Source organism: Mesorhizobium sp. P3_A2, from assembly GCF_056403115.1.
Genome location: NZ_JBFUGC010000011.1, coordinates 40,432 through 54,781, shown reverse-complemented (window position 1 = coordinate 54,781; position 14,350 = coordinate 40,432). Strand labels below are relative to the sequence as shown.

22 protein-coding genes are annotated in these 14,350 nt (G+C 60.0%); 10 read left to right on the top strand and 12 right to left on the bottom strand.

Annotation, left to right across the window (positions count from 1 at the left end; translation table 11 throughout):
- Positions 1-9: 9 nt before the first annotated feature.
- Positions 10-285, bottom strand: coding sequence for a hypothetical protein (locus AC1DXM_RS23870; RefSeq protein WP_477236767.1), 276 nt, complete (start codon positions 283-285; stop codon positions 10-12).
- A 235-nt stretch (positions 286-520) separates the two neighbouring features.
- Between AC1DXM_RS23870 and AC1DXM_RS23865 the strand changes: the two genes are divergently transcribed.
- From AC1DXM_RS23865 to AC1DXM_RS23850, 4 genes are all read left to right on the top strand, one after another.
- On the top strand, positions 521-790 hold the full coding sequence (locus tag AC1DXM_RS23865) for a hypothetical protein (protein WP_112561035.1): 270 nt from the start codon (positions 521-523) through the stop codon (positions 788-790).
- On the top strand, positions 787-1,071 hold the full coding sequence (locus AC1DXM_RS23860; protein ID WP_477236765.1) for a hypothetical protein: 285 nt from the start codon (positions 787-789) through the stop codon (positions 1,069-1,071). The genes AC1DXM_RS23865 and AC1DXM_RS23860 overlap by 4 nt, the downstream gene beginning before the upstream one ends.
- Before the next feature lie 41 nt (positions 1,072-1,112).
- Positions 1,113-1,250 (top strand): hypothetical protein, encoded by a 138-nt coding sequence (locus AC1DXM_RS23855; RefSeq protein WP_192257804.1) that lies wholly within the window; start codon positions 1,113-1,115, stop codon positions 1,248-1,250.
- An 83-nt stretch (positions 1,251-1,333) separates the two neighbouring features.
- Positions 1,334-1,552 carry a hypothetical protein gene (locus AC1DXM_RS23850; protein WP_477236762.1) on the top strand — a complete coding sequence of 73 codons (219 nt, stop codon included), beginning with the start codon at positions 1,334-1,336 and terminating at the stop codon, positions 1,550-1,552.
- Positions 1,553-1,690: 138 nt separating this feature from the next.
- Here the strand turns inward: AC1DXM_RS23850 and AC1DXM_RS23845 are convergent, their stop codons facing one another.
- Positions 1,691-2,089, bottom strand: coding sequence for a Kazal-type serine protease inhibitor domain-containing protein (locus tag AC1DXM_RS23845; RefSeq protein WP_477236760.1), 399 nt, complete (start codon positions 2,087-2,089; stop codon positions 1,691-1,693).
- 486 nt (positions 2,090-2,575) lie between these two features.
- Here AC1DXM_RS23845 and AC1DXM_RS23840 point away from each other — a divergent pair, with 486 nt between their 5' ends.
- From AC1DXM_RS23840 to AC1DXM_RS23830, 3 genes are all read left to right on the top strand, one after another.
- Complete coding sequence (locus tag AC1DXM_RS23840; RefSeq protein ID WP_006202520.1) at positions 2,576-2,788, top strand: cold-shock protein; 213 nt, start codon at positions 2,576-2,578, stop codon at positions 2,786-2,788.
- A 350-nt stretch (positions 2,789-3,138) separates the two neighbouring features.
- On the top strand, positions 3,139-3,351 hold the full coding sequence (locus tag AC1DXM_RS23835; RefSeq protein ID WP_112561038.1) for a cold-shock protein: 213 nt from the start codon (positions 3,139-3,141) through the stop codon (positions 3,349-3,351).
- 193 nt (positions 3,352-3,544) lie between these two features.
- On the top strand, positions 3,545-3,955 hold the full coding sequence (locus tag AC1DXM_RS23830; protein WP_477236758.1) for a BA14K family protein: 411 nt from the start codon (positions 3,545-3,547) through the stop codon (positions 3,953-3,955).
- 149 nt (positions 3,956-4,104) lie between these two features.
- Here AC1DXM_RS23830 and AC1DXM_RS23825 read toward each other — a convergent pair whose 3' ends face one another.
- The 3 genes from AC1DXM_RS23825 to AC1DXM_RS23815 all read right to left on the bottom strand — a co-directional run bounded on the left by AC1DXM_RS23825 (position 4,105) and on the right by AC1DXM_RS23815 (position 6,333).
- Positions 4,105-4,743: an MBL fold metallo-hydrolase gene (locus AC1DXM_RS23825; RefSeq protein WP_477236756.1), complete on the bottom strand. Its 639-nt coding sequence runs from the start codon at positions 4,741-4,743 to the stop codon at positions 4,105-4,107.
- Between the two features lie 233 nt (positions 4,744-4,976).
- Positions 4,977-5,294, bottom strand: coding sequence for a hypothetical protein (locus tag AC1DXM_RS23820; RefSeq protein ID WP_477236754.1), 318 nt, complete (start codon positions 5,292-5,294; stop codon positions 4,977-4,979).
- Between the two features lie 145 nt (positions 5,295-5,439).
- Complete coding sequence (locus AC1DXM_RS23815) at positions 5,440-6,333, bottom strand: branched-chain amino acid aminotransferase (protein ID WP_477236752.1); 894 nt, start codon at positions 6,331-6,333, stop codon at positions 5,440-5,442.
- Between the two features lie 251 nt (positions 6,334-6,584).
- Between AC1DXM_RS23815 and AC1DXM_RS23810 the strand changes: the two genes are divergently transcribed.
- Both AC1DXM_RS23810 and AC1DXM_RS23805 read left to right on the top strand, forming a co-directional pair.
- Positions 6,585-7,118 carry a MarR family winged helix-turn-helix transcriptional regulator gene (locus AC1DXM_RS23810; protein ID WP_112561176.1) on the top strand — a complete coding sequence of 178 codons (534 nt, stop codon included), beginning with the start codon at positions 6,585-6,587 and terminating at the stop codon, positions 7,116-7,118.
- Positions 7,105-7,824: a response regulator gene (locus AC1DXM_RS23805; protein WP_477236750.1), complete on the top strand. Its 720-nt coding sequence runs from the start codon at positions 7,105-7,107 to the stop codon at positions 7,822-7,824. The genes AC1DXM_RS23810 and AC1DXM_RS23805 overlap by 14 nt, the downstream gene beginning before the upstream one ends.
- A gap of 22 nt (positions 7,825-7,846) precedes the next feature.
- Here AC1DXM_RS23805 and AC1DXM_RS23800 read toward each other — a convergent pair whose 3' ends face one another.
- A complete protein-coding gene (locus tag AC1DXM_RS23800; RefSeq protein ID WP_477236748.1) occupies positions 7,847-8,419 on the bottom strand; it encodes a hypothetical protein in 573 nt (190 codons plus the stop codon).
- Positions 8,420-8,432: 13 nt separating this feature from the next.
- Between AC1DXM_RS23800 and AC1DXM_RS23795 the strand changes: the two genes are divergently transcribed.
- Positions 8,433-8,744 (top strand): phosphatase PAP2 family protein, encoded by a 312-nt coding sequence (locus tag AC1DXM_RS23795; protein ID WP_477236746.1) that lies wholly within the window; start codon positions 8,433-8,435, stop codon positions 8,742-8,744.
- Here AC1DXM_RS23795 and AC1DXM_RS23790 read toward each other — a convergent pair.
- From AC1DXM_RS23790 to AC1DXM_RS23765, 6 genes are all read right to left on the bottom strand, one after another.
- Positions 8,726-9,775 carry a phosphatase PAP2 family protein gene (locus AC1DXM_RS23790; protein ID WP_477236744.1) on the bottom strand — a complete coding sequence of 350 codons (1,050 nt, stop codon included), beginning with the start codon at positions 9,773-9,775 and terminating at the stop codon, positions 8,726-8,728. The two genes, AC1DXM_RS23795 and AC1DXM_RS23790, sit on opposite strands and share 19 nt — an antisense overlap.
- Before the next feature lie 25 nt (positions 9,776-9,800).
- Complete coding sequence (locus AC1DXM_RS23785; protein ID WP_352588533.1) at positions 9,801-10,340, bottom strand: prepilin peptidase; 540 nt, start codon at positions 10,338-10,340, stop codon at positions 9,801-9,803.
- 1 nt (position 10,341) lies between these two features.
- Positions 10,342-10,881, bottom strand: a complete 540-nt coding sequence (locus tag AC1DXM_RS23780; protein ID WP_477236741.1) for a tetratricopeptide repeat protein — start codon at positions 10,879-10,881, stop codon at positions 10,342-10,344.
- 73 nt (positions 10,882-10,954) lie between these two features.
- A complete protein-coding gene (locus tag AC1DXM_RS23775) occupies positions 10,955-11,905 on the bottom strand; it encodes a type II secretion system F family protein (RefSeq protein ID WP_477237046.1) in 951 nt (316 codons plus the stop codon).
- Between the two features lie 18 nt (positions 11,906-11,923).
- Complete coding sequence (locus AC1DXM_RS23770) at positions 11,924-12,895, bottom strand: type II secretion system F family protein (protein WP_477236739.1); 972 nt, start codon at positions 12,893-12,895, stop codon at positions 11,924-11,926.
- Positions 12,895-14,277, bottom strand: a complete 1,383-nt coding sequence (locus AC1DXM_RS23765) for a CpaF family protein (RefSeq protein WP_477236737.1) — start codon at positions 14,275-14,277, stop codon at positions 12,895-12,897. Before AC1DXM_RS23765 ends, AC1DXM_RS23770 begins: the two co-directional genes overlap by 1 nt.
- Between the last annotated feature and the right edge of the window lie 73 nt (positions 14,278-14,350).

The window sequence follows — 14,350 nt, the reverse complement described above, 5'->3', positions numbered from 1 at the left end:
CTTGCCCGATCAGATCAACCGGTTGCTTTCGGCAAGCCGGCGCTCGCGCCGCAGCGTGCCGTCGGTGTCAGCGACCTTGCGCCGTGCCGCTTCGTCGCTCCTTATCGTCAGGCGCACAGAGAGGGCTTTCGGGAATGCGACGATTGGCGCGATGGCTATGGCTGGGCCGTCCGGTGTTTTCATGATTCTCATAGTTTTCGCCTTTTCAGGAAAAATAAAAGCAGGCGACAGGACAATTATTCCGGCGCGCCATCGATAAGGGATTTGTTGATATAATGAGGTCATAGCAGTTTTATCCAAGATTTATAGGTTTAAATTTTTAGGATGGCTGAATCGAGATGGAAATTATCTTGAACAAGCCGCTGTTTAGGGCTATGAGTTGTAAGATCGTTTTTGGGCCAAGCTTGGCATATCGCGGCGTCAGAAGTTCTCGACCCGCCAAACTCATTCCAAATCGCCGATATCTGAATTGCCGGCACAGTGGCGTGCAGCGCGTCCAGGCGGAACCAGAGCCAAGTCAATGTCGGAGCGCACCACCCATTCCATCGCCCATTTCGCGGCACCCTTCGTGCTCGGCGGACTGGAAGGGCAACTGCCGGCCGGCGACTATGACATCGATCACGATGAGGAGCTGATCGAAGGCATGTCGCGGCTTGCCTGGCGTCGCGTCGCCACCTTCATCCATTTGCCGGCAAGGGCGGTGAAGAACCCGACCACCAGCCAGCTTGTCGCCATCGACTACCTCGAACTCGAAACAGCGCTGAGGCGCGACCAGGAGAACGCAGCATGATCCGCTTCCAGCAGAATGCGCGTCCGCGCACCGACACGCCCTCGCACCGCTTCGCCGTCGGCCAGACGGTCCGCATGAAGAGCCGCATCGGGATGCTCCAGAAGCCCGTGGAACTGTTCGAGATCAAGAGCAGGTTGCCGGTCAAGGACGGCTCGCCGCAATACCGCATCCGCAGCGAGCAGGAGACCTATGAGCGGGTCACCACGGAAGACAATCTCGAAGTGGCCGACGATCTGGTTGCTGCCAACAACCCGGTTGTTTCCAACAACCCGGCCGCCTGAAACGCCGGCAAAGCCAAGCCAACACGCACCAGGAGCAGTCCATGTCCAAGGGTCAACAGCGAAGCAACCGCGAAACGCGCAAACCGAAGAAGGATAAGGTCGTGGCCAAGCCCGCCGCCCCCTTCGGCTCGTCGGTCAAGCAGGCCGAGAGCGGCCTGAAGCCGAAGTCCAAGAACTGACCAGCCAGGGGCGCCTCGTGCGCCCCTCCGTCGCCTTAGGTGACGGCAACAAGCTCGCGCAACGCTCTGCCACGGAGACTTGCTTGAACTTCTTCATCGAGTTCTACCGTTCGCGCGACGCCGACGAAGCCACGCTCGACAAGGTGTCGCTGGAAGCGCCCAACCTGCGCGCCGCCCTGCAGGGCGCCACCGCGCTGTTTCATACACTGGCCATGCCGCAGATCCCCGACCGTCTGCGTATCTGCGACGAGAACGGCGCAGAGCTCTACGCCGGCCCCGCCGACGGGGCGTATCCGGCGTAGGCAACCATTCCGATCTGATCCGCGCGCCAACCCCAAGCGCTCGTCTCATTCCGTCCAGCCACCCTTCCCGGCCTCGGCGCTGGCGCGGCGATCCACCGCCCGGGGCGAGTCATGGGTCTCGCCCCATCCTTTGCCCTCTCAGCACGGACCGTTGTCGACGACGCGATAGTCGGCGGCACGTGCCTCGCAGGCATTTGGGAAGGTGCGCAGTTCGCCATGACGGCGGGCGCAGACGGGCGCATATTCGCGCGTGCAGAATGTCGGTTCCTCACCGCCGCCGTCACGGCAAGGGCCGTCTCGCACGATGCGGTAGCCCGAGCGCTCTGCGAGGCAGGCATTGGCGAAGGTCTGGCGGTCACCGCCGCGCCGCGCGCAGACCGGCTCATATTCCCTGGTGCAGAATTCCGGTTCCGGCCGTGGCGGCCGCGGACGGGGTCCCGGCCCGTCATCGACGACGACGGTGCAGGCCGCAAGAAGACCCGACAGGAAGAGAATGGTAAAACCCTGGCGCGAGAAGATCGTCGCAAGAAATCTCATGAATATGCCACCCTCGGGAAACCCCGTCCCGGCGCAAAAAGCGCCGGTCGATCCTCGCCATTCCCTTGCCAAATGCAACCCCTGTTTGCGGCGCGGTGGAGCCATGCGATACCCCTCCCCACACTGTTTTAACCTTGGACTATATCAGCTGGACCATGCGTGGCCGGGCTCTGGCTGATGACCACCAACGGGGCCGGGTTTATCGAAGCGCCTGCGCTGGGATGCGTCGATGGTCGCGGCCCGCGGCGCTATCTTGCAACTATCACGTTTCCGTGCGATAAATTTTGTGTTCGGGCATTTGCGACCCGGAGAGCGGAACGTTTTGGACGACCTTTCCCCGATACTGTGAATCTCTGACGGCCCCGTTTTCGGCGGGGGGTTTTACCATGCGCAAATGCAGGACTGCCGAAGCAACCACCGGGACTTGCCCACGATGCCAGGCGGCGGGCAAACCACAAGACTGACACGGGTGAAGGAGTTTCCCCAATGGCCCAGACCGGCACCGTTAAATTCTTCAACGCGACCAAAGGCTTCGGCTTTATCACGCCCGACGGCGGCGCCAAGGATGTGTTCGTCCACATTTCCGCGATCGAGGCTTCGGGCCTGCGTACGCTCGTCGACGGCCAGAAGGTCACCTTCGACGTTGAACCCGACCGCATGGGCAAGGGTCCGAAGGCGGTCAATCTCCGCGCGGCCTGAACCGGCGGTGCCTGCGCGCCCGCCAGGGCGCGAAGGAAGCACTGAAAGTGTGCTTGAACCGGCTTTGTCAGCCGTCCCAGAGTTTCGAAGGCGCGACGTTTCCCGTCGCGCCTTTTTTCATGTCCGCCGTCGCCGGGGTAAAGGACGCTCGGCCCGTTCATCGAACGGCTGATTGCCGGCGCGATCGTCTGGCGCGAATTGCCTTGGCTGCAACGATCTATTTGACCTCCTTGACCGTTGCCGGCCTCGCCAAAACTTTCTCTTGCCGATAGCGCTAAAATAAAGGACAAATTTCCCTTCGGGCATTTGCCGGCCCGAAACTGACTTTATGGGATCAAAGGGAGCTTCCCATGCCGCAGACCGGCACCGTCAAATTCTTCAATCATGCCAAAGGCTTCGGCTTCATCACGCCGGACGACGGCCAGAAGGATGTCTTCGTCCACATTTCCGCCGTGCAGGCGTCGGGTCTTCCCGGTCTTGAGGATGGGCAGAAAGTGACATTCGACACCGAGCCGGACAAGCGCGGCAAGGGCCCGAAGGCCGTCAACCTGTCGGTCGGCTAAGCCGGCTCAAGACAGTCTGGACGGAGAATGATGAGGCGGAGCGCCTTCCGCGAGCGTGTGGTTTTTGCCGCATGACCTGAAGCATATCAGCAAATTCCGTTCAGCCCCCGTTCAGCCACGGTCTCCTATTAATCGTCCCCAAGGCCGGACCGCATCCCCGAAAACTATCCGGGCCGGCACGAAGGAGACCAAGATGAATCGCATTTTCAAAACCGCTATCCTGGGCGCCGCACTCGCCGCGACCACGCTCGCCACTCTGCCCGCCGCCAACGCCGACGAATGGCGCCATCGCCATCATGGTCACCACAATGGCGACGCCATTGCCGCCGGTGTCGTCGGACTTGCGGCCGGTGCCCTGATCGCCGGTGCGCTGAGCAACCCACAGCCGCGCTACAGCAGCTATGGCGATGACTACGACTATCGCGAAGTGCGGCCGGTTCGCCGCTACTATGCCGAGCCGCGCGTCGTCTATGCCGATCGCTATGCCGAGCCGTGGACCCGCGACTGGTACGAATACTGCTCGGACCGCTACAGGACCTTCAACGCCCGCAGCGGCACGTTCACCGGCAATGACGGTGAGCAGCATTTCTGCACCGCTAATTAGTGCATGTCGCCCCAAAGTGCGTAGCGGTTTTGGGATAACGACCTGTACAAGATAAAGACTCTAGGGCGCGAAGCGCCGAGAGCTTCCCTGCCCCAAACAAAAAGCGCTGACTGCAAGGTCAGCGCTTTTTTGTTGGCAGAAAGACATCGCTAGATAAGGAACGGATTGGTCCGCCTCTCCTCGCCAAAGCGGCCGCCCGGGCCATGGCCGCAGATGAAGCCGATGTCGTCGCCGAGCGGCAGAAGCTTGTTCTTGATCGAGGCGATCAGCGTCGCATGGTCGCCGCCCGGCAGGTCGGTGCGCCCCACCGAGCCGCGAAACAGCACATCGCCGACATGGGCGAACTTGGCCGCGCGGTTGTAATAGACGACATGGCCGGGTGCATGGCCTGGGCAATGCAGCACCTCGAACACATGCGAACCGAACGACACGGTTTCACCTTCGCTGAGGAACCGGTCGGGAACGCAGTTGCGCACCCCTGCAATGCCGTAGAGCTGGCCCTGCTTCTCGAGATTGTCGAGCAGCGGCTTGTCGGCCTCGTGCGGGCCGATGATCTCGATGCCGAGCGCCTCTTTCAATTCCATGGCGCCACCGGCATGATCGATGTGGCCATGGGTGATCCAGATCGCACCGGCGGTGATCGCATTGTCCTTCAGCACCGCCAGCACCTTGTCGATGTCGCCACCCGGATCGACGACGACGCCATGCTTGTCATCCATGTCGAACAGGATGGTGCAGTTCTGCTGGAAGGGCGTGACCGGCACGATGCCGGCATTGAGCTGACCCATGATCGTCCTTTCGCTGTGTCTGGCGTGATGTAGAGGCACAGGCCGGCAACGTCCACAGCTCCGCGACAATCATGATAGACCCCAAAACAGATATGGGCGGCCCAGCGGCCGCCCATATGACGAAGCCTGAGTTTCGAGCAATTCCAGGAAAAGTGTAAGCGGTTTTCCGTCCGGAATTGCGTAAAAACAACAAGTTGGATCATTCGCCGTGAAACGGTGAATGATCCAGAGGCTTATTTCTTCATCGCGCCCATGACCGCACCGATGATGCCGGTCAGGATCGCGCCGCCGCCTGCGCCGCCGACGAGGTTGTCGATGTTCAACGCGCTGCCCAATCCGCCGGTTGCCGCCGCAGCTGCTGCCGGGTCGACCGTGCCGCCGCCGAGCAGGCTGCCGAGGATCGCCGCGCCGCCGACGCCGCCAATGGCGCCACCCAGGATTTTGGTCAACTGGCCCATCGCTGCATTCTTCAGCGCAACGCCGATTGCCTGACCACCGACAACACCCGCTATTACCTGCACAACGATCGCAATGAGCGTGTTCGTATCCATGTACCTAGTCCCTCCATAGCTGCCAGCCTCCCGGGCCGACACCATCATGAGACGCCGAATTAGACGAAAGTCAAATGCGTAAATGCTGAAATAAAAGGGGCGGCCCTAAATCCGCCCCTGCTTGTGAAAAAAGCTGTGATTTCCGTTATTCTGCGGCTATCGCATGCTTAGGCTGCACTGCGGCAGAATAGTCGTTCATCAAAGTCTTGGCGATCTCGCCGACCTCGAATCGGTAGGGGCCGATCTCGGAAACCGGCGTCACTTCCGCCGCCGTCCCGGTGAGGAAGCACTGTTCGAAGCCTTCGAGTTCCTCAGGCATGATGGCGCGCTCGATGACCTCAAGGCCGCGGTCCTTGGCCAGGCCAATGACAGTGCGGCGGGTGATGCCGTCGAGGAAGCAATCCGGCTTGGGCGTATGGATCTTGCCGTCCTTGACGAAGAAGATGTTGGCGCCGGTTGCTTCCGCGACCTGGCCGCGCCAGTCGAGCATCATGGCGTCGGCATAGCCCTTGGCCTCGGCCGCATGCTTGGACATGGTGCAGATCATGTAGAGGCCGGCGGCCTTCGACTTCGACGGCGCCGTGCGCGGGTCGGGCCGGCGCCATTCCGCCACATCGAGACGGATGCCCTTGAGCTTCTGCGCCGGGTCGAAATAGCTCGGCCACTGCCAGATGGCGATGGCGCAGTTGATGCGGCTGTTCTGCGCCGACACGCCCATCTGTTCACTGCCGCGCCAGGCGATCGGCCTGACATAGGCGTCCTGGAAACCCTGCTTCTTCAGAAGCGTGGTCGAGGCGTCGTTGAGCTCGGCCACCGAATAGGGAATCTTGAAGCCGAGCAGGCGCGCCGATTCATGCAGGCGCTCGGTGTGTTCGTTCAGCTTGAAAATCGCGCCGCCATAGGCGCGCTCGCCCTCGAAGACGGCGCTGGCATAGTGCAGGCCGTGGGTCAGCACGTGGATCTTGGCGTCGGCCCATTTGACGAACTCGCCGTTCATCCAGATGAAGCCTTCCAGCTGGTCGAAGGGAACGGATGCCATGGAAACCTCCCGCGGGCGGCGGCCCGCACATCATTGGTGTTGTTGTTTGTTTCGCGACAGCCGCATCGGGCGGCCGGATATCTTGAAGCGTAAGCGGATAATCGAACTCTGGCAAACTCAGGAAGTTCCGGAAAAACCGCGCTCCCTTGCCTTTTCGTTCGCAATCCGTCCAAAAGCTTGTCAAAAATTACCATTGCAGGGAAATTACGTCAATAGTACTGACATAATTTCCCTCTATGGACGGAGAAATGATGACGGATCGAAGCCCAGCTGCCGGAAAACCGATCAAGACGGCGATCACCGACGAGGACGGCATCGACTTCGCCATCATCGAACTGTTCTTCTTTGCCTATCGTGATTTCACCTCCGACCCCGACCAGATCCTGGCCGATTACGGCTTCGGCCGCGCCCATCACCGTGTGCTGCATTTCGTCAACCGCCGGCCGGGGCTGACGGTCGCCGAACTGCTCGACGTGCTCAAGATCACCAAGCAGAGCCTGGCGCGGGTGCTGAAGCAGCTGATCGACACCGACCATATCGTGCAGTTGCAGGGCCCGCGCGACCGCCGCCAGCGTGAACTCTACCCGACGGCCAAGGGCCGCGCCCTGGCGCTCGCCCTGGCGCGGCCACAGTCACGCCGCATCCGTGCTGCATTGGAAGATTCCGGAGCCAGCGAGCGCCCCTTGATCGAACGATTCCTGGAAGCGATGGTCAATCCGGAACTAAGGGCGCAGATAGACATTGTGCCTGCAAACATGTCAGGGAAAAGCCATGGAGACCATTGAGAGGGTGGACCAGCCGGCGGCGCCGGACGATGACGCGCCGCATCTGCTTGTGGTCGACGACGACACCCGCATCCGTAACCTTTTGAAGCAGTATCTGACCGAAAACGGCTTTCGCGTCACTGTCGCCGGAAATGCCGGCGAGGCCAGGCGCAAGCTCGCCGGGCTCGACTTCGACCTCCTTGTCCTCGACGTCATGATGCCCGGTGAAACCGGCGTCGACCTCACCAAGGCGCTGCGGGAGGAAAAGAACGTGCCCATCATGATGCTGACCGCGCTGTCGGAGACCGACAGCCGCATCACCGGGCTCGAGGCCGGCGCCGACGACTATCTGCCCAAACCCTTCGACCCGCGCGAGCTGATCCTGCGCATCAACAACATCCTGCGCCGCGGTGGCCCGGCGACGACGCCCAAGGTCGAGCAACTGGTCTTCGGCCCCTACACCTTCCAGATCGCCAGGCGCGAGCTGAAGCGTGGCGGCGAGGCGCTGAAGCTGACCGACCGCGAGCAGGAGATCCTGGCGATCTTCGCCGCGCGCGCCGGCGAAACCATACCGCGCCATGAGCTGGTCGGCGACGATTCGGAAGTCGGCGAGCGCACCATCGACGTCCAGATCAACCGGCTGCGCCGCAAGATCGAGCGCGATCCGTCCAATCCGGTCTGGCTACAGACGGTGCGCGGCATTGGCTATCGGCTCAGCGTGGAATAGCTGGGTCGTCGGCCGAGCGGGTTCAGTTGCTTGCTGGCAAAACTGTCAAACAAAAGTTTTTGGTTTGACAGTTTTGTTCCTGAACCCCGTGCCAGGCGATGGCATTCATCGCTTCATGCAGCATGCGCTCGCTAACGAAGTAGTTGCTTCTTAACCAAGTCGAGCGCATCCTCTCTCGCGGCTTGAGGAGCGATTTGCGCGTGGGCTTTTTGAGAATGCTTGTAATTTGCGCGATTGCGAGCGCCGGTGCCGGCGGCTTCGTCACCGTCGTTGAACACTTGATGTTTACCCCACCGCCGCCGGTCGCGCTCGACGCTCCGGTCCTTTTGAAGAAAGACCCGCCAAAGAAGCGAATATGGCGGCGAGCGCTGACGTAACTTCCGCACCGAGGATAGGACTGTCGGCAAAGCTGGCGATCTTCGGCCTTTGCTACGCTGGTGTCGCGGCTGGCCTGTTCCCTGAAACCTACCTCGCGGCACTGGGAACGCAGCGGCTGCTGATCCTCTATTTCCTGCTGCCCTTCATCGTCCTGCTCGGGATCGGCACGGCGGCACCATTCAGGGACCGACGCGCCCCGGCGGGTTATCCTCGGCATCGTTGTGCGGGTAGTGGGATCATCCGCAGGCCCGATTTTCTACGACCGGCTGTTTGACCCGGACCTGTTTGACGATCTCACCGCCTCGCTTCGAAGCAGCGGTGCAGGCCAGGCCATCCTGCGCATAAGCGACTATCTCTATTCGTCCTACACCAGCCGCCAGGCCTCGATCGGGACCGGCATATCCGCGATGCCAAGCTCCCATGTCGCCATGGTCACGCTTAACGCGCTGCTGCTTGGCAACATCAACCGGACGGCCGGAATCGTCGCCTGGCTCTACGTCGCAGTGATCATGTTCGGCTCGGTCTATTTCATGCCGATCTGAAGGCCAGGTCGGGCGTTCAAAAGTCGTCCCGCAATAGCCCAGATGATCGGCGTCAGCAGCATAGAAGCGTATCCATCGACCGCGTAGTGCCAGGCCAGGTGCACCGAGCCCAGCTGGATCGCGGCCAGAAACGCAATGCTGGCCCAGCGGAGCAAACGCCCAAAACGCCAGAGATAAATCGCGTTCAGGGTCGCGACAGCCACGTGCAACGATGGAAAGGCTGAAATGCCGCTGCCCAAGCGTGGCCCATCGAGCCCGGCATCGGCCAGCAGATAATTTTGCGTACCCAGCGCCGAGACGGGATAGGTCAAGTTGGTCGTCTGAAGGTAGTCCATCAGGGGAGAAAACGTACCTTCCCCATAAAAGGGCATAACGAATGCTGGCCCAACTGAAGCGAAGGCCGCCGCCAAAACGTTACCTATCAACACCCAGGTAAGGACGAACGTGACCAGAAACTGGGAACGCAGCCGCCCGTTCCTCGTTGAAAAAGCGACGCAAAACAAAACGATGAAAACCTCAGCGAACCAAAGATTGTAGAGAATGTTCAGCGAAAAGGTCATAGGGCCAAAGCCAAGCACAGGTTGAAAAAATCTCCATGCATCGACCCCGCCATGAATTGCCCTGTCGATCGCCGCCAGGGGCGTGTCGGCATAAAATGGTTGAATCCTGCTGAGTCCTCCCTTGATGCTGGTGAACATCGAGAAAAAGAGCGGGATGACGAGCGCAACCGGCAGTCCGGCTGCAATTCGATCCGGCAGGTTGTTGGCCAGCATGAGTTCCTTCAAGGCACGTAACGGTTGCTCTGGCCGTTGAATAATCAACCGAAGCAAGACCACAGCTAGAAGGATCAGGGTCACGGCTGCCCCAAAAAACAGGAAGTTTTTATTATATATTTTTAAGTTGATGGCGATGTTCCAATGCTCCGCGGCAATAAGCGCGAGTAGAACATAGGCGACTACCGTCACGAAAAATGGTTGATTGGCGCGCCAAGCCTCCGAAGTGCTACGGACCGCTAGCCGCGCTATCGACATTGAAGAAAATCTCCGGAACCAAGCGCTAGTTAAGCTGCTGCAGTATCCCCGAACTGCCCGCCAGCGCCAGACTTGCATAAATCTGGAACGCTATCGTGCAGATCGCAGCCGCCGAAATTGGCACGCCGAAGGGCACGACGCCCTTGCGGTCCAAGTGCTGTATATAGACGCGAAACGCCCCTGCCGGCAGCATGAAAGGGTTTTTCACGATCGCCGCGGTGGCGAGGGCGAAAACCAACAGCAGCACCGAGAACACGGCCAGACCGCTTCCACCGGTCAGAAACGGAACGACCGCCATCAGCTTGACGTCGCCGGCTCCGACCTTGCGTATTATCCAGAAAGGAAAGAGTGCAACGAACAGCACAAGTCCGGCGATCGCACTCAATCCCATATCCCACCACGATCCGCTTGCTACAGAAACAAGCTGGAGCGATCCCAGCCCAAGGCAAAGCAGCAATAGCACTTCGCGATTTGCTATCTTCTGGGTGACGAAGTCGAGCCAGGCGATCCTTGCCAGCAAAGGAACGGCGAGCGCTTTAAGCAGCAGCGATACGGCAAACAACATTCTACCGCTCGATGTTTTGCACGCTGGACGATAGCAGCTTCAGATTGTTGACCACGGTCGGATCATTGGGCGCCAGTTCGTAGGCCTTGAGGAAATTGCTGCGTGCATCCTGCAGCTTGCCGCGCAGCAGGTAGGAATAGCCGACATTGTTGTAGTACTCGGGCGTCGCGCCAACCAGCTTGAAGGCGCGGCCATAGGCCCGATCGGCAAGGTCGAAGCGGTGTATCCGGTCGCAGGAGGCGGCCAATCCCATCCAGGCGCCACCATCATTTGGAGCGAGCTGCGTCGCCTTGAAGAACAGGGCGCCGGCATTGCCGTAATTTTCAGCACGGAACTGGTTCTTGGCCTCGGCGACAGCCTGATCCGAGGCGTAATATTCTACGTCACCAACTGTCTTTAACCCGTCGAAAGCGTCACCAAAGGACGTCACGTCGCCTTTCGACGGCTCGTTGGTTCGAACGACACCGTCCGCCCCGTCCGTCTGGCAGCCGGCGAGTGCCGCCATGAACAGACAGGCCACGACTGCAATTGGCCTCTTCATACAATCTCCCCGTGAGTCCCCCGACCCATATTAGGACCAAAGCATATGTGCAACTAGAAGAGCATATGCGCAACTAGAAGAAAATGCCCTTCATGCGAATGACCACCGGCAGCATGATTACCATCATCACCACCGGAAAGATGCAGAGTCCCAGTGGGATCATCATTTTGACAGGCAAGGCATTGGCGCGCTCTTCCGCCTGCAGAACCCTCTGGCTGCGCATCTCCGCGCTGTAGACGCGCAGGGCATCCGTCAGGCTGGTGCCTAGTTCTTCCGACTGCCGGAACAGCACCGCCAGCGCCCGCGCCTCGTCAAGGCCAATGCGGTCAGCCAGTTCGCGAAGCCCTTCCCGAAGTGGCTTGCCGGCGCGCAGTTGCAGATTCATGATCGTGAGCTGAATTCCCAGCCATTTGTGCGTGGCCGCAAGTTCCTGGCTTACCCGTTCGACTGCGGCCTCAAGGCTCATACCGGCGTCGGCGCAAGTGATCATCATATCCATGAAATCAGGGAAGGCGCGACGATAGATCTGTTTCTGTGAATTCTCGAACCGGTCCAGCATGATGCTGGGAATGACGATGCAGCCTAACCCAAACAAGGCCGAGCCACCGAACGTTATGAATCCCGGCAGCCGTGGCGGCAGTATCCACGACAACAGGGCATACATGGCCAGAAACCCTATACAAACGGCGCCGAGGCGACAAACCGTGTAGACGAGAGGTGCACCCGCTCGATAAAATCCAGCGCGGAAGAGTTTCGCCTCCAGAGCATTGGGCTCGGTGCGTTCTTTCTCGATCGACTTGAAGTATGCGTCGACCGGCTTCTGCGCCGCGATCTTGGCGAGGCGGTCCCGTCCCAGGATCGATCGCGGATCGACAGAGCCTTCGCCCAAAAGGCTGTCCACGACCAGCTTTCGCGTTTGCAGTGCCGGCAGAAAAATCAGCGCCGCAAACAGGAACAGCGCCACTGCAGACGCGAAGACTGCGATGGAGACAAAGAAGGTCAGGTCGTCGGTGTTCGAAAACAGATTTATGACGCGCTCCTGTCAGAAATCGAAATTAACCATTCGGTACATGATGTAGTCTCCCAACAAGGCCCAGCTTCCAAAGATGACGAATGCAGGCGTGATGAGAGGACTGCTCCAGACTTTGCCGTAATAGCTGGGTGCGATCAGCCAGAGCAGCCCAAACATGACGAGCGGAAACAAGGAAATGATCCAGGCCGAGGCCCGGCCTTCGGCCGACAGCGCCCTGATCTTCAACCGCAGTATCTGGCGTTCCCGCAGCACGGTTGAGAGATTGGCGAGGATTTCGGTAAGATTGCCGCCGGTCCTCGCCTGAATCGAAAGGGATACGGATAGCAAATTGAGTCCCTCGAAGCCGACCCGTTGCGTTAATTTCCGCACGGCCTGCTCCATGCTGAGCCCGAAAGTAATCTCGTCAGAGACGATGCCGAATTCCGTGCCAAGCGGGTCAGGTATCTCGCGGGCAACGAGACCTATCGCAACCGAGGCAGGATGCCCTGCGCGCAATGAACGAACGATCATGTCCAGTGCATCGGGCAATTGCTTGGCGAATTTCTGAATCCGTTTGTTACGTGCCCGGCGCAAAACAAGGACAGGCAAGGCAAAGCCCACCACGAGAAAGATGATGAAGGCTGCCGGCGCTGCAAGGTGCAGGAAAAGCCACAGCAGCAAAGCCGACGCCAGGCCGGCCAGAAAAAACGACGCTGCGAAGGTCATCGGGTTTCCGGTGATGCCGGACTGCGTATAAAGCCTGTTCAGCGAGACAAAGCCGAAGATAAAATCTCCTGAATCGGTCAGGCCGCGTTCTCGCAGCAAACCTTGCAGGGTTTGTTCCGCGGGTGCGTCATCAGCGAGACGGCGGAGCCGATGGTTCACCGCCACTATGCGGGAGCGGCGACCGGCCAGGGAAAGGTAAAGGGCTTCGCCAGCAAGGATCACGGAAGCTGCCGCGAGCATGTAGATGAAATAAAGCAGCGCCTGTCCGGTAAGCATCAGAGGGCGACCTGCGGATTGAAGGCATCCTTGGCGAAATGGAGCCCCAGCGTTGCGGCCTCAGGAGCGAAGCGCGGACGGACACCGGTGGCGCGAAAATCCCCGACAATCGTCCCATCCGCGGCTACCTCGCGCCTCACGAAGTTATAGATTTCCTGAAGTTGGACGACGTTGCCTTCCATGCCGGTAATCTCGGAAATCGACGTTACGCGCCTGCCGCCATCGGCGAGCCGCTGCGTCTGCACGATGATGTCGATGGCTGAAGCAATCTGCGCCCGGATGGAGTCGTGCGTCATTGGCATGCCGGCCATGCCGACCATCTGCTCCAGACGAGAAATAGCGTCGCGAGGCGTGTTGGCATGGATAGTGGTCATCGACCCCTCATGGCCGGTGTTCATGGCCTGCAGCATGTCAAAGGCCTCCTCGCCGCGGACCTCGCCGACGATGATGCGGTCCGGCCGCATGCGCAGCGCGTTCTTCAGCAGCTCGCGTTGACGAACCTCGCCTCTGCCCTCGACATTGGGCGGACGGGTCTCCAGACGGCCGACATGCGGCTGCTGCAGTTGCAGTTCCGCCGCGTCCTCGATGGTGATCAGGCGCTCCCTGGCCGGGATGTAGCTCGACAGCGCGTTGAGCAAGGTCGTCTTGCCGCTACCGGTGCCGCCCGAAACCAGGATCGACTTGCGCGCCTGAACGGCGATCCGCAGCAGTTCGATCATTGGCGCGCGTATCGAATTGAACGCCATCAGGCGCTCAAGCGAATAGGGATTCTTGGAGAATTTGCGGATCGACACCAGCGGACCGTCTACAGAAATCGGTCGCACCGCGATATTGACACGCGAGCCGTCTGCCAGGCGAGCGTCGACCATAGGCGCCGATTCATCGACGCGCCGGCCGATAGCCGAAACGATCTTGTTGATGACACGCAACAGATGCGCCTCGTCGCGGAAACGGATTGCCGTCTCCTCGATCACGCCGCGCCGCTCAATGAACACGCGGTCGTGCGTGTTGATGAGGATATCGGTGATGGAATCGTCCTTGAGCAGCGGTTCGATCGGTCCGAGACCGAGCATCTCGTCAGCGGTGTCGCTGGTCAGTTGGTCCAGCTCGCGGGCGTTTAGCGGCACGGTACGCGTGCGAACGAACTCGCGCACGATCGGGCGGATCTCGTTGAGGATCTGGTCCTTGGAGGCTGTTTCAAGAGCGGAAAGATTGAATCTGTCAATCAGGTGTCGATGTAGCTCGACCTTGAGGGTCAGAAAATCGTTGCCGTGCGGTTCGACGTCGGGCGGCGGGGTTGGTGCCGAAACACTTGCCGGGAGCGGCGCTGGCTGCTGCAGCGCCTGCGGTTCACTCGGTCCCTTTATGAAGCGGCCCAACATTTCGCCCAGCCCTCTAAAATCCCCAGGCTGAAACTAAGCGTTAACCACGAGGGGCACAAGCGCCGAACAAGGC